We start from the raw sequence: 11,876 nt of genomic DNA, 5'->3' as shown, positions 1-11,876 counted from the left end.
GGATCGACCTTGGGGCCGAGGGCGGATGGGCGCAGTACCAGGCGCGCTACGGCACGGCAGAGGCGGTCGGCGAGCTGTCTGCGTCGGCCGAGGTCTCGGAGGACGGCGTCGCGCTGCTTGTACAGTACAACCAGTCCGCGGCGGGTTCCGACGTCCGCCGTTGGTGCGAAAGCGCGAGCGTCGGAAGGATGGTGCTCTGACCGGCAGGGAGGAACGCGAATGAAACGGAACTGCAAAATCTGCGGAAACGAATTCGAGGTGAGCCAGCGCAGCGACCCAAGGCAGACGTGCTCGCCCCAGTGCCTAAGAAGTCTCAGAAGCATGCTCAGCAGCAGGAAGCACGAGTCGGTGGACAAGATTGCCGGCCAACGCTTCGTCCCCATTTCGCTTGATGAGCTGTCCAAGGCAAAGCGCCAGCCGCGCGGAGTGTCGGACGCCCGCTGGCGCATGGAACTGTCGCGCCGCAGAAACGCGAAAAGATGGCCGGTGTATTCGCAACTGCTCCCAGACCCAGAGGCCCTTGCATGACATGATTTCGGCCGGGTGGCCGGAAGCGCGCGGACCCCGTTGCTGCTCCCGTTGTAAAACCTCAACTCTAAAAAAAGAAAGGATTCCCGCTTAGCTAAAATTTCGTCTGTTGTTTAAAACCCCTCGGAGGCAGCAACGCCGCGCGGAAAACTACGACACACCTAATGGGAAAGGAATAAGCCATGGCAACACAGAGAACATCAATCATTCGCGGGCCCGGCTCGCTCAAGTGCGACGTCATCACGCTCTACGGCTATCGCGTCTATCGTGGATGGCTTTCCGAGGCTGATATTCTCCGCATGCGCGACCTTGACGTGGCGGAGATGTCAAGACGGGGGATGTAGCACCATGCACCTCACCTTCAAAGTCTCGTCGACAGCTGACATGCTCCCGCCCGACCGCGAACTCGCGCAGGCGGCGGGCCGCGGCGTGTCGAACGCCGTGAAGAGGCATCTCGTGGAGCGGGACCGCAGGTCCGTCCCCGCTCCCGGCATGCCGCGCACCGGCTACTACGGCGACGCGGCGAACTCCGTCACAACGGAGATGAACGGATCCGTCTCCATCGTGACCATTCATAAGGAGGGCGTTGCGCTCCATTACTACGGCGGAGTCGTCTACCCCACTAGCGGCCACAAGGCGCTCGCCATCCCGCAGGTCCCGGCTGCCGCCGGACGCCGTCCCGCCGAAATCGACCCATCGCGCCAGCAGTTCGCGCTCGTATGGCCCAAGGGCTCCACGGCCGGCACGCTCCGCGACAAGGAGACAAACGACGTGTGGTACCTCCTTGTCGCCAAGGCAGCCATACCGGCGGACCAGACCGTCCTGCCGACAGAATCCGCGATGACCGACGCTGCCAACGCCGCGATCGGACGCGCACTGGAGCACATGACATGACGGAATCCGAGATCATACTCCAGAAGGCGCTCGTCGGCTCCAGCCTGGATTCCTCTCAGTGGAACCAGATTCAGGCGGGACTTCGCAACCGTGCGTTCTTCTCTTCGCGCGTAGCCGAGGTGAACATCCTTGCGGCAATGCGCGACAAGGCCGCGGAGTACGCGCGCGGAGAGACAGACCTCTCGAAGATCCGCATGGGGTTCCGCGATGAGCTGCGGCGCATGCACTACGCGCCGGAGGCCGGGAAGGAAGGCACGATACACGACCTCTTCAGCCAGGCGCGCATTGACGTCATCGTGAAGACGAACGTCGCCCAGGCGCGCGGCTACATGCAGTACGCCGAGGGCATGGGCCCCGGCGCGTTCGCAGCGTTCCCCGCCCAGGAGTTCACCAGGGTCGCGGAGCGCAGTAAGCCGCGCAAAGACTGGCCGCAGCGGTGGAAGGCCGCCGGCGGAAGGACATTCGGCGGAAGGATGATCGCCCTGAAGGACGATCCCGTGTGGACGAACCTCTCCGTGTTCGGCAACCCCTACCCACCGTTCGACTGGGGATCCGGAATGGGCGTGATGGACGTAGACGCGGACACGGCCATAGAACTCGGCCTCATAGACAAGGCAGGGATCAAGTCGAAGGTCCGCGAGCTCCGCGAAAATCCGCTTCCGGACTTCAACGCTGCGAAATTGGCTAAATTATCGAAAGAGGAACAGCAAATGATCGACGAAGCACAGAAAGCCAAATGGGACGAATACGCCATCCATAAAGCCGCTATTGATACGGGTCGCAATCAAAAAGCTCGTGAAATGGCGGAGAAAATGGTATTGAAAAACAGGCCTGTTGAAGAAATTACGGATTTCACCGAACTTTCTGAAGCAGACGTTCTCGCCATCAAGGCTGCACTTGGTAAAGCGTAAATCGACGAAATTCTTTGAATATTGATTGAGTCCGGCTTTTCGCCGGACTTTTTTGATTAACGATAAATGCACTGGATCCTATCGGGTTTCGTGCTCCAGAATGACAATTAAAAAAAGCACCCCACAGGGTGCTTCTTTCGTCTATAGTCTGTAGAACCGAAGGTTCGTTCTTTCGTCTGATTACTCTTCTTCAGCCGGGCGCTTGGACATCTGCTTACGCTTGATTGGATCGAGTTCGGTCTTGCGGAGGCGCAGCACTTCCGGAGTGACTTCGATGCATTCGTCTTCGTTGATGAATGTGACGCATTCTTCCAAAGTCATGCGGCGGTACGGCGTGAGCTGAATCATGTCGTCAGCGGACTTGGAACGCATGTTGGTAAGGTGCTTGCCCTTCGTGACGTTCACGGTAATATCGACGTCGCGGTTGTGTTCGCCCACGATCATGCCCGGATAAACTTCTGCACCCGGACCGATGACGAGGTAGCCACGGTCTTCCAGGTTAGAAAGAGCATAGCTTGCGGCTTCGCCCGGTTCCTTTGCGATGAGCACACCGTTGATACGAGCCGGAATTTCGCCCTTGTACGGCTGGTATTCCTTGAAGAAGGACTGCGTCACGGCGTAACCCTTGGAAAGCGAAAGGAGCTTCGGGCGGATACCGATGAGGCCACGGGAAGGAACGATGAATTCGAGCATCACGCGGTCGTTTTCGTCGGTCGTCATGTTGACCATTTCGCCCTTGCGCTGCTGGATTTCCTGGATGCAGGCTCCGCTGAATTCGTTCGGGACTTCGACCTTGAAGTCTTCGACCGGTTCCAAGAGCTTGCCGTTTTCGTCTTTCTGGAAAATGACCTGCGGACTCCCGATGGTGAATTCGTAAAGTTCGCGGCGCATGTTTTCGACGAGAATCGTGAGGTGCAAAATGCCACGGCCAGAAACCTTGAACGTCGATGCTCCGTCTGCCTTTTCGACGAGGAGGGCGGGGTCTGCCATGTGGGCGCGTTCCAAGCGTTCCTGGAGCTGGTTACCCGTCATGAACTTTCCGCCGTACTTGCCTGCGAGCGGGGAGGTGTTCACCGTGAAGAGCATGGAGATTGTCGGCGGGTCAATGTGGATACGCGGCAAGTGAATCGGATTGCTCGTTGCGCTGATGGTGTCGCCAATATCGAAGTAGTCAAGACCTGCGATGAGGATGATTTCGCCCGGACCTGCTTCGTCAACCGGCTTCGGGGTAAGGCCTTCGTAGCGGAGAATCTTCTGCGGACGGATTGTCTTGACGGTTCCGTCGGGGAATGCCTGAGCGTAAGTCTGGTTCGGCTTGAACACGCCCTGCTGCACGCGGCCCACGGCCAAACGGCCAAGGAAACTGGAGTATTCGAGGGAGGCAATCTGGAGGAGCGGTTCACCGTTCGGGTCGCCCTTCGGTGCCGGGATGCGTTCGATAATCTTGTCCATCAAGATGCTGAAGTCGCCATCTTCGTCTTCCAGTTCGGCGCGGCAAATGCCCTTACGGCCACTGCCAAAAACCCTGTCGAAATCGAGCTGTTCTTCGGATGCATCGAGTTCGCAGAACAAGTCAAAGACTTTGTCGAGTGCGAGGAGCGGGTTGCAACCGTCGCGGTCAATCTTGTTCACGACGACAATCGGGGTAAGGCCGAGTTCCAAAGCTTTCTTCGTCACGAAGCGGGTCTGGGCCATCGGTCCTTCGAATGCGTCAACCACCAGGAGAACGCCATCGACTGTGCCCAAAACGCGTTCCACCTGGCCGCCGAAGTCGGCGTGCCCCGGGGTATCGACGATGTTCACGCGGTATCCCTTGTACATCACGCTTGTGTTCTTGGAGAGAATGGTAATGCCGCGTTCGCGTTCGAGGTTGTCGGAGTCCATCACGCGATCTACAATTTCTTCACCTTCATGGAAGGTTCCGCACTGTTTGAGGAGCTGGTTCACCAAGGTTGTTTTACCGTGGTCAACGTGGGCGATGATGGCAACGTTTCTGATTTTTGATTGATCCATATTTTACCGTTTGGCTTTAATTTTCGGCGCAAAGATAGAAAAATGAGCGGAAAAATGCAATATTCAGCGTTCGTATTCTATATTTAGTGACGTGAATTATCTTGCTTTGGATTACGGAGAACATCGCGTCGGGGTCGCTTTTGGCGATTCCGAACTCAAAATGGCGTTTTCGCGCGAGACGATTGACCAGAAGACGACGAACCTGTTCGAACGCCTGGACCAGCTTGTGCGCATCAATAAGATTGACGAATTTGTCGTCGGGATGCCTTACCACCCGGATGGCCGCAAGGATGGCAAGAATGTGGTGGTGGAGGCTTTTATCAAGGATTTGGCGCTGCGTTTTCCGGGAATGAAAATCCATACGCAGGACGAATCGTACTCCAGCGTGCAGGCGCAGGAATTCACATCTTATCTGAGTAAAAAGAAAAAGCAGAAGAACAAGGCCATTATCGACCGCACCGCTGCTGCGATCATACTCCAGCGCTGGTTCGATGAGAATGTTTAAAGGTTGTAGGTTACAGGTTATAGGAGTTAGGATAAGAATCATGCACTACGTGCTTTTATACGGGGCGGCGAAGCTGCGATTTTTTCCCTAAAGCCTAACCCCTAACCCCTTCCTACTGTCTACTTCCTACCGCCTACTGCCTACTAACCACTTTTTTACTATATTTACAACATGGCTAAAGATTTCGATAATTTTGATGATGAAGAGATGGACGAAGCGACTGGTGCGATGCTTGACGCATTGAACGCCGAAGAAAACTTCGTTCCGCAAGTCCGTGACTACAGTGACCGCCGCATCCTTATCTGGGAAGAGGACGATGCTCGCCGTGAGGCTTGCCTCGAAGTTCTTTCGGATTTGCTTGTGGGGGCGTTCTTCAAGGCCGTCAAGACTGAAGAAGAAGCGATGCAGCAGCTCGAAGAAGATGACTGGGATACGTTTGTTGTGGATTTCTACACTGAAGGCGTTTCCGTAAGCGACTTCATCAAGCGAGTGAACAACTATCCGGGGTCCATTCTGGTCGCTGTTTCAATGGGACCATTGACGCTCCCCGAAGAACGCGAACCGGCTAAGGCGGAAACGTTGCGTCGTTTGTTCGATATCGAACGTGCCAGCACACAAATTCACGCATAACCATATATGCCATTTCGGCCTTGTGCCGGAATCATCTTTATAAAAACAATAATCCCCGGATGTGAACCCTAACGTCTCCGGGGAATTTTTTATGCGAATGTTTGTTTCTTGGGAAATTTTGACAAATTACGTTTTTATCTAATTCCGAAGAACACGACCATGCTGAAGATGAGTGCAAAGATGCTCACTAAGTGCATGCGCCAAACAATCTTGGAGTTCATGAGCGGCTTGCTCGGGAATCGTCCGTCCCACTTCTTTTGGTAGTGATGGTGGAGTGGTGCGCAAAGGAAGATTCGTTTGCCGGTGCCGGTTGTTCTCTTGGTGATTTTGAACCAAGTAATTTGCATCAGCACGGAGCAAGCTTCGGCGATGATGATGATGCAAACGATGGGGAGGAAAAGCCCTGCCTGAACCAAGATGAACATGATGCCGATTGTCGCTCCAAAGCCGACGGAGCCGGCATCGCCCATGTAAATTTCTGCCGGAGGGCTGTTGAACCACAGATAAGCGAGCAACGCGCCAGCAATGGAGGTCGCAAGCGGGAATAGTTCGTCGCAGCCGGGGAGGTACGGCACGCTCAAGTACTGGCTAAAGATAAAGTTGCCGCTCACGTAGGCCACAAGTCCGACGAAGAACATGCTCGTGAGAATCGGCACGGACACTAGGCTGTCGAGACCGTCCGTGAAGTTTGTTCCGTTTGCAGATGCCGCGATGACGAACGTCATGAACGCAACGAAAATCCAGTTGGGGAGATGGATTTGGAAAACGTCAATAGGGCAGAACGGAATGGTCAAGTCGCCTTTGAGTTCGGGGATGAACTTGTAGCAGAAAATCGCAACCACAAAGCTGAACAAAAAGTAGAGAATGAGTCTAAGCGTGCTAGAAATGCCGTCCGCCTTGTCCATGTAATCGGCGGCTTTGAGTTTTCCTTGTTTGACGAGGCGCTTGGCACGGACTTTTGCCATGTCGTCGGTGGCACCCACGGCACTGAACAATGTGAGAATTACAAGCGTCGAAATGGTGTAGCCGTTCATCTGGCATACAAGCAATGAGACGATTTCTACGACGATTACGAGGAGAAGTCCGCCCATGATGGGAGGCGATTTTGTTTTGCCGTCTTTGTCGAAATCGCTAGTAGCGTCGAGTCTCTGCAAAAAACGGATGTACTTGGGCATGAAAAATAGCACCAAGATGATGGAGAGCATGGCTGCTGCGCCTGCACGGAACAAACGTCCGTCGAAAAGATCAATGTGTGTTGTTTGATAAAGCCAATGGCAAAGCATGATTAGGGATTAGGTAATAGGTGTTAGGTAGTAGGTATGTACGTGCTAATTGAATTATTCGTATAGTAAAAATTATAACGGGGTCGCAAAGCATGATGGACGTTCCAAAAATAAAATTTTACAGTTATATTGGCTAGGAATTGTAAAAAATTCTACATTATAGTACATGAGTGAAATGGATATTGAATGTCCGCATTGCGGAACGAAATTTAAAGTCCAGGTTGATGGTGACTTCTCGAACATGATGGTGTTCCCCTGTGCGAGGTGCCAGACCCCTTTGATGTGCTATCATGGTGAAATTTCGGAGCTGGACCGTGAAGAATTTGCGAAACTTCGGCAAAGGCTTTCCAAAGTGCTTGATGTCGTGATGCGTCAGGATGGCACAGTAGGCGAGGTGGCAAATTCGCTTAAGAAACTGGTTGATGTCTCTAATGCTCGTGCCGCAGACCGGGTACAGGAACATCTGGCGATTACGGACGATATGCTAGAAACGTTGCAAAAAGACCTTGCAGACCTCGATGTCGATACGTTCTTGAGTAAACTATAAGGAGTTAGGTTTTAGGTGGTAGGGATTAGGTTTACTTCTCTAATCCTATGCTGATTCATGCTACTTGACTGACCTAAAACCTATAGCCTATAACCTGTAACCTAAACATGCTTGAATTTTTTATTGCCGCGCTTGTGATTGGAATTGCTCCGGGACCGGACAATTTATTCGTGCTAGCCCAGAGCGCAACTTACGGAGCTCGTCTTGGCTTTTGCATTATCCTTGGACTTTGTACGGGAATCGCTTTGCAGATTTGCCTCCTTGTGGCTGGCGTGTCTGCTTTGATTGCCGCAAGTCCGACGGCGTTTTTCGTAATCCAGTGCCTTGGGGCTGCATATTTGCTCTATTTAGCGTATAAGAGTTTTGGGGTCCGTGTAGGAACTGTTGAAATTGACGAGATGGATTCTATCGAGGCCAAGCCTCTCCAGAATGACAGTAGCATTTGTTATCCTGAGCGAAACGTAGTGGAGTCGAAGGATCCTGCAAAGTCTTGTAATCCAATAAAGTCTAACGATGCGGTTAGTGGCGTTCCTTCTGCACGTAGCCTTTACTTACGCGGCATCATCATGAACATGACGAACCCGAAGGTCATCCTATTTATTTTGTCATTGATCCCACCGGCGGTGCGTTTGGACCGCCCGATTCATCCGAGTTTGCAGACTGCCATTTTCGGGGCTGAATTTATTGTGGCAACGATGATTGTGTTCGGTTCTATCGCCATTCTCGCCGGGACTGTTAAAAAGTACCTGCTCACATCACCAAAAGCAAACCGCAACCTTAACTGGTTTAGCGGCTGCGTCTTTGTGGTGCTTGCGATAGCCCTATTTTTCGTTTAGTATTACTTTATCAGCTGTTCTTGGATAAGCAACAAGAGCTTTTTGATTGTTTCTTCGGGCGATTCCTTGGAGCTTCCGCCTGCGGCACGGACGTGTCCGCCTCCGCCAAAGTTTGATGCGATTTTGTTCACATCGACGACGTAATTGCTACGGAGGCTTATTTTGTATTCGCCGTTGACGGGGTAGAGGAATATGGCGACTTCGGTTCCGCTGACTTCGCGCAAGGTGTCGATGACGTTGCTGAGTTCCACCGGAGTCACGGAATAGCGGTCCATGTCTTCGGGGGTCATATAGCTATAAACAACCTTGCCGTCGAGAGCAAGCTTGCAGCTCATCATCACGTACCCGGTAACTAGCGTTTGGATGTACGTCCTCGTGAAATATGTTTCGTTCATGAGGCGTGTAAAGTCAATACCTTTGTCTAGCAAATCGCCGATGGCGACCATCGTTTTTTGCCCGGTACTGCTGAATTTGAATGCCCCTGTGTCGTGGACAATACCCAAGTAAAAGCATTCTGCGGCATCTTTGCTTATTTTATTCGTATCGAGCAAGAAATACAACACTTCGCTTGCAGAACTTGCTTTGGGGTCAACAAAGTTGATGGTGCACAAATTCAGGGGATTGCTGATGTGGTGGTCGATGTTGCAAGTCTTTTTGGCGGATTTGAGGCAAGATTCGCCGTTGGCCCCGACTCGCTCGTACGATGGCGTATCCAAAAGAATGGCTAAATCGTAGGGTTCGCTTGCTTCATAATGATTGGACTTGTTGTTTTCTTCGTAAATCTCGATGATTTCGTTTGCTCTTGGCAGAATCTTATAGCTTTCGGGGAAACGTTCCAAATAAATGCTTGTCTTGATGGTCGGATAGTTATCGCAAATATAGTTGTAAAGTCCAAGAGTGGATCCCACGCAGTCGCCGTCCGGGCGTACGTGTCCAAAAATTGCCACTGTTTTGGCTTCTTTCAATAATTCGTCCAATTGCATAAAAAGCTCCTTCGTATGTATGAAATATAGCTCATATTAAAATGCTCTGTTTTAAAAGCTATAGATTTGAGACCTATTTTTTGGTGACGTTTTCTAATCACTAATCACTAACCACTAACCTCTAACCACATCTAACTTCCTACTAATTCTAATATTATATTTTGCACGATGAAACTTTTATTTACAGATTTAGATGGCACGCTGTTGGATGATGCGAAGAACATCAGCGATGCGGATATGGCTTCAATCCATGCGATGATTGACGCTGGGCATAAGTTCGTGATGACGACTGGGCGACCACTCACAAGCGTGAAGCGGATTGCGGAAAAGTACGGTTTTTTAAAGCCGGGATATTTTCTGGTGAGCTTTAATGGAGGCTTGATTTACGATTGCGGTTCGGGTGAATCTATCTTGACGCGACGTATTTCTGTTGATCAGGTGAAGTTCATCATGGACGAGGCTCACAAGCGTGGCATGCATGCGCACACGTATGCTGGCGATTTGGTGGTGAGCGAATACGAGACGGAACAGCTCAAGACGTATTGCCGCTTAATGCAAATGGATTATGTTGTTGTTGACGATATCCGCAAATATTACGGCGAACAGCGTAAAGAAAACGGTCCGATAAACGTTGTCGTGAAACCGCCCATCAAAGTGAACGTCATTACGCCGTTTGAGCATTCGAGCTTAGTCGATTTTCGTGCTGATATGCGGACGGTGACTGCGGACAAACTTTTTGACGTGTTCAGCAAGCCTGAAATGCTGGAGTTTTCGCACATGCTTTCGAATAAAGGTGCTGCTGTACGCTACATGGCGGATTTTTACCATGAGCCGATTGAAAATACGATTGCCGTGGGTGACGAAGAAAATGATTGTCCGATGATTGATGCGGCTGGAGTCGGTGTCGCAATGGCGAATGCAAGCCCTGCTGCGAAAGCGGTTGCGGATTACGTAACGGAACGCGACAATAACCATTCGGGAATTACGGAAGTCATTGAGAAATTTGTGATGTAGTTGTTGGTCAATAGCCGTTGGTCATTAGTTGAAAATGTCGCGACGAAGTCGCCAAGATAATTGCGTGAAATTCGTCATGCTGAGCCGGAACGGCGAAGCATCCAGTAAAGTCTTGAAAAAAGGTTTTAGGCTTTAGGTTATAGGTCTTAGGTTTGTTATACGCACACTATGTGTGCTAATAAAAGACGGCAACGCCGTGATTATTCTCCTAACACCTAACCCCTAATGCCTATAGCCTGACTGTAAGTCTCGCAATTATCTCTTCCACGTCTGTAAACGCACACATGGGGAGGCTTACGACTTGTTCTGCTGCTCGATCGGCATGTATATTTGCGTTCTCTAATAATTTATCAGCGATATCGGGCGGAAGTGTATTGATAATGCCTGGTGGACCATATAAGGCGGATGCTATATTATAGTCGGGCAGGAAATTTGCGAAACACGGCTGTTCGTGCAGCGGCATCGGGTAGTGGATGCAGTAAGGGATTCTTGCCGCGTTCAGTTTTGTGATAAATGATTCGCGGTCGTTTGCCAGCACTGTGTATTGGGCGTAAGTGCTTGTGTTGCCGTCTGCGATTTTTTGCGGTGTGATGCCTGCGAAATTTGCGAAAAACTCGTTGTATTTTTGAGTGTTCTTTTCGCGGATTTTAAGTTCTTCGTCCAAGTGCCTGAGTTTGACGCGGAGGACTGCTGCTTGGATGGCGTCGAGCCGGCTGTTCATGCCACAGATTTCATGGACGTATCGAATGCGGCTTCCGTGGTTTGCGATGAGGCGGATTTTTTGGGCGAGTTCGTCGTCATGCGTGAACAACGCTCCGCCGTCGCCGTAGCAGCCGAGCGGTTTTGCCGGGTAAAAACTCGTGATGGAAATGTCGCCGAACGTGCACGCTGCGATTCCATTTTGCGTGGCCCCGAATGCTTGTGCGGAATCTTCGATCAGCCATAGCCCGTGTAACTTTGCGATGTCCTTGATTTCGCGGTAGGGGGCGCATTGGCCGAACAAGTTGACCGCGATGATTCCCTTTGTTTTTGCAGTGATGCGTTGCTCTATACTTTTGACGCTGATTTGGAGTGTTTTTGCGTCGATATCAGCGAATACTGGAACGCCGCCCATTCGCATGACGCATTCGGCTGGGGCGATGAACGTAAAATCGGGAACGATGACTTCGTCGTCTGGTTGAAGCCCAAGGGCGGTAAGGGCTATCGTGATGGCGTCTGTTCCGCTGCCGCAGGTGATGGCGTGATTTGCGCCCGTGTATTTTGCGAGTTCAGCTTCCAGCGCTTTGACTACCGGCCCTCCGATGTAACAACCGCTGTCGAGGACTTCTTGTTCTGCTTGTAAAAATTCTTTTTTGTAAGCTTCGCGCTGGGCCTGTAGATTAATGAAGGGAATCATGAAGTGCAATTTAGAAAATAGTGGTTGGGTGTTTTTAGGTTATAGGTTTTAGGTAGTAGGGGTTAGGTCGCTTCGCTTGAGGTCGGCTTGTTTCACAAGCCTTTGGGGTGAAGTTTGGCACCGAAGGAGTCAAAGGGCCGTAAGCCCCGTGCCCATACCCCACACCTTTACTGGATCCTTCACTTCGTTCAGGATGACACCAGCCTTCCAACTTCCTACTTCCTACTTCCTACTGTCTACTAACCACCAACCACTAGAAATCACTGGATCCTTCACTTCGTTCAGGATGACACCAGCCTTCCAACTTCCAACTTCCAACTTCCTACTTCCTACTTC

General features: G+C 51.4%; 13 protein-coding genes. 9 read left to right on the top strand and 4 right to left on the bottom strand.

Annotated features, from left to right (window positions below):
* The 4 genes from IKG78_RS09940 to IKG78_RS09925 all read left to right on the top strand — a co-directional run.
* Positions 1-200 (top strand): hypothetical protein (locus IKG78_RS09940; RefSeq protein WP_290942896.1); only part of this gene is annotated, 200 nt, incomplete at its 5' end.
* A gap of 510 nt (positions 201-710) precedes the next feature.
* Positions 711-872, top strand: a complete 162-nt coding sequence (locus IKG78_RS09935; RefSeq protein ID WP_290942893.1) for a hypothetical protein — start codon at positions 711-713, stop codon at positions 870-872.
* 4 nt (positions 873-876) lie between these two features.
* Positions 877-1,422, top strand: coding sequence for a hypothetical protein (locus IKG78_RS09930; protein ID WP_290942891.1), 546 nt, complete (start codon positions 877-879; stop codon positions 1,420-1,422).
* Entirely contained in the window at positions 1,419-2,333 is a 915-nt protein-coding gene (locus tag IKG78_RS09925; RefSeq protein ID WP_290942888.1) for a hypothetical protein, read from the top strand. Before IKG78_RS09930 ends, IKG78_RS09925 begins: the two co-directional genes overlap by 4 nt.
* 180 nt (positions 2,334-2,513) lie before the next feature.
* Here IKG78_RS09925 and typA read toward each other — a convergent pair whose 3' ends face one another.
* Positions 2,514-4,346, bottom strand: coding sequence for a translational GTPase TypA (typA, locus tag IKG78_RS09920; RefSeq protein ID WP_290942886.1), 1,833 nt, complete (start codon positions 4,344-4,346; stop codon positions 2,514-2,516).
* A gap of 91 nt (positions 4,347-4,437) precedes the next feature.
* Here typA and ruvX point away from each other — a divergent pair, with 91 nt between their 5' ends.
* Together ruvX and IKG78_RS09910 are read left to right on the top strand one after the other, a co-directional pair.
* Positions 4,438-4,851: a Holliday junction resolvase RuvX gene (gene ruvX / locus IKG78_RS09915; protein WP_290942884.1), complete on the top strand. Its 414-nt coding sequence runs from the start codon at positions 4,438-4,440 to the stop codon at positions 4,849-4,851.
* 171 nt (positions 4,852-5,022) lie between these two features.
* Positions 5,023-5,481, top strand: a complete 459-nt coding sequence (locus IKG78_RS09910) for a hypothetical protein (protein ID WP_290942883.1) — start codon at positions 5,023-5,025, stop codon at positions 5,479-5,481.
* 134 nt (positions 5,482-5,615) lie between these two features.
* On the opposite strand, the gene IKG78_RS09905 is transcribed toward IKG78_RS09910, so the two are convergent.
* Complete coding sequence (locus tag IKG78_RS09905; RefSeq protein WP_290942880.1) at positions 5,616-6,764, bottom strand: phospho-N-acetylmuramoyl-pentapeptide-transferase; 1,149 nt, start codon at positions 6,762-6,764, stop codon at positions 5,616-5,618.
* A 175-nt stretch (positions 6,765-6,939) separates the two neighbouring features.
* On the opposite strand from IKG78_RS09905, the gene IKG78_RS09900 reads away from it, so the two are divergent.
* Together IKG78_RS09900 and IKG78_RS09895 are read left to right on the top strand one after the other, a co-directional pair.
* On the top strand, positions 6,940-7,311 hold the full coding sequence (locus IKG78_RS09900; protein WP_290942878.1) for a hypothetical protein: 372 nt from the start codon (positions 6,940-6,942) through the stop codon (positions 7,309-7,311).
* 107 nt (positions 7,312-7,418) lie between these two features.
* Positions 7,419-8,147 (top strand): LysE family translocator, encoded by a 729-nt coding sequence (locus IKG78_RS09895; protein ID WP_290942875.1) that lies wholly within the window; start codon positions 7,419-7,421, stop codon positions 8,145-8,147.
* 2 nt (positions 8,148-8,149) lie between these two features.
* Here the strand turns inward: IKG78_RS09895 and IKG78_RS09890 are convergent, their stop codons facing one another.
* Positions 8,150-9,130 (bottom strand): bifunctional oligoribonuclease/PAP phosphatase NrnA, encoded by a 981-nt coding sequence (locus IKG78_RS09890; protein WP_290942873.1) that lies wholly within the window; start codon positions 9,128-9,130, stop codon positions 8,150-8,152.
* Between the two features lie 168 nt (positions 9,131-9,298).
* Between IKG78_RS09890 and IKG78_RS09885 the strand changes: the two genes are divergently transcribed.
* The gene (locus tag IKG78_RS09885; RefSeq protein WP_290942871.1) at positions 9,299-10,144 is read left to right on the top strand and encodes a Cof-type HAD-IIB family hydrolase; all 846 of its coding nucleotides are present in this window, start codon (positions 9,299-9,301) and stop codon (positions 10,142-10,144) included.
* Between the two features lie 229 nt (positions 10,145-10,373).
* On the opposite strand, the gene IKG78_RS09880 is transcribed toward IKG78_RS09885, so the two are convergent.
* Complete coding sequence (locus IKG78_RS09880; protein WP_290942869.1) at positions 10,374-11,540, bottom strand: DegT/DnrJ/EryC1/StrS family aminotransferase; 1,167 nt, start codon at positions 11,538-11,540, stop codon at positions 10,374-10,376.
* Positions 11,541-11,876: the final 336 nt, after the last annotated feature.

This window comes from Fibrobacter sp. (genome assembly GCF_017545445.1).
In the GTDB taxonomy this organism is placed as follows: domain Bacteria; phylum Fibrobacterota; class Fibrobacteria; order Fibrobacterales; family Fibrobacteraceae; genus Fibrobacter.
Note: the sequence above shows the minus strand (reverse complement) of the source record. Positions and strands in the feature narration are given on the sequence as shown.

Coding starts and splice junctions, on each gene's coding strand:
- IKG78_RS09880 (WP_290942869.1), bottom strand. CDS start 11,540: ATGATTCCCTTCATTAATCTACAGGCCCAGCGCGAAGCTTACAAAAAA.
- IKG78_RS09925 (WP_290942888.1), top strand. CDS start 1,419: ATGACGGAATCCGAGATCATACTCCAGAAGGCGCTCGTCGGCTCCAGC.
- IKG78_RS09905 (WP_290942880.1), bottom strand. CDS start 6,764: ATGCTTTGCCATTGGCTTTATCAAACAACACACATTGATCTTTTCGAC.
- IKG78_RS09900 (WP_290942878.1), top strand. CDS start 6,940: ATGGATATTGAATGTCCGCATTGCGGAACGAAATTTAAAGTCCAGGTT.
- IKG78_RS09890 (WP_290942873.1), bottom strand. CDS start 9,130: ATGCAATTGGACGAATTATTGAAAGAAGCCAAAACAGTGGCAATTTTT.
- IKG78_RS09895 (WP_290942875.1), top strand. CDS start 7,419: ATGCTTGAATTTTTTATTGCCGCGCTTGTGATTGGAATTGCTCCGGGA.
- typA (WP_290942886.1), bottom strand. CDS start 4,346: ATGGATCAATCAAAAATCAGAAACGTTGCCATCATCGCCCACGTTGAC.
- IKG78_RS09910 (WP_290942883.1), top strand. CDS start 5,023: ATGGCTAAAGATTTCGATAATTTTGATGATGAAGAGATGGACGAAGCG.
- IKG78_RS09885 (WP_290942871.1), top strand. CDS start 9,299: ATGAAACTTTTATTTACAGATTTAGATGGCACGCTGTTGGATGATGCG.
- IKG78_RS09935 (WP_290942893.1), top strand. CDS start 711: ATGGCAACACAGAGAACATCAATCATTCGCGGGCCCGGCTCGCTCAAG.
- IKG78_RS09930 (WP_290942891.1), top strand. CDS start 877: ATGCACCTCACCTTCAAAGTCTCGTCGACAGCTGACATGCTCCCGCCC.